This is a genomic window from Vibrio sp. 1078-1 (genome assembly GCF_033340475.1).
This window is the reverse complement of record NZ_JAWOWM010000798.1, coordinates 1-537: the sequence shown is the minus strand read 5'-3', so window position 1 is coordinate 537 and position 537 is coordinate 1. Positions and strand designations below refer to the sequence as shown.

Sequence of the window (537 nt, the reverse complement as noted above, 5' to 3'; positions counted from 1 at the left end):
GCAGTAGCCACCAGTGAAATCAAAGTCGGCGACAATGACAACCTATCGGCTTTAGTGGGTATTTTGTGTGGTGCAGATAAGTTATTGCTACTGACAGACCAAAAAGGTCTGTTTACTGCAGACCCACGCAAAGATCCGAATGCAGAGCTGATCAAAGAAGTTAAAACCATTGATGACACGTTGCGTAAAATTGCTGGCGGCAGCGGTACAACACTCGGTACGGGTGGTATGGCGACGAAACTTCAAGCAGCCGACATCGCACGTCGCGCGGGTATTGAAGTTATTATCGCAGCAGGTAGCGCGCCAAACGTAATTTTTGACTCGTTGAGCACAGAGCCTCAAGGTACGCGTTTCCTACCTTGTTCAGAAGCATTGGAAAACCGTAAGCGTTGGATCCTCGCAGGTCCTGCAGCATCGGGTGACATTATCATCGATGATGGTGCGGTGAATGCGGTTGTTGGTAAAGGCAGCAGCTTGCTAGCAAAAGGGGTCATCAAGGTGAGCGGTGATTTTGCCCGTGGTGAAGTTGCTCGCGTA

1 protein-coding gene is annotated in these 537 nt (G+C 49.9%); it reads left to right on the top strand.

All coding sequences use genetic code 11. The features are described 5' to 3' along the window. Nucleotides 1-537: glutamate 5-kinase (proB, locus tag R7190_RS30130; RefSeq protein WP_318138243.1), on the top strand; the 537-nt coding region annotated here is incomplete at both ends.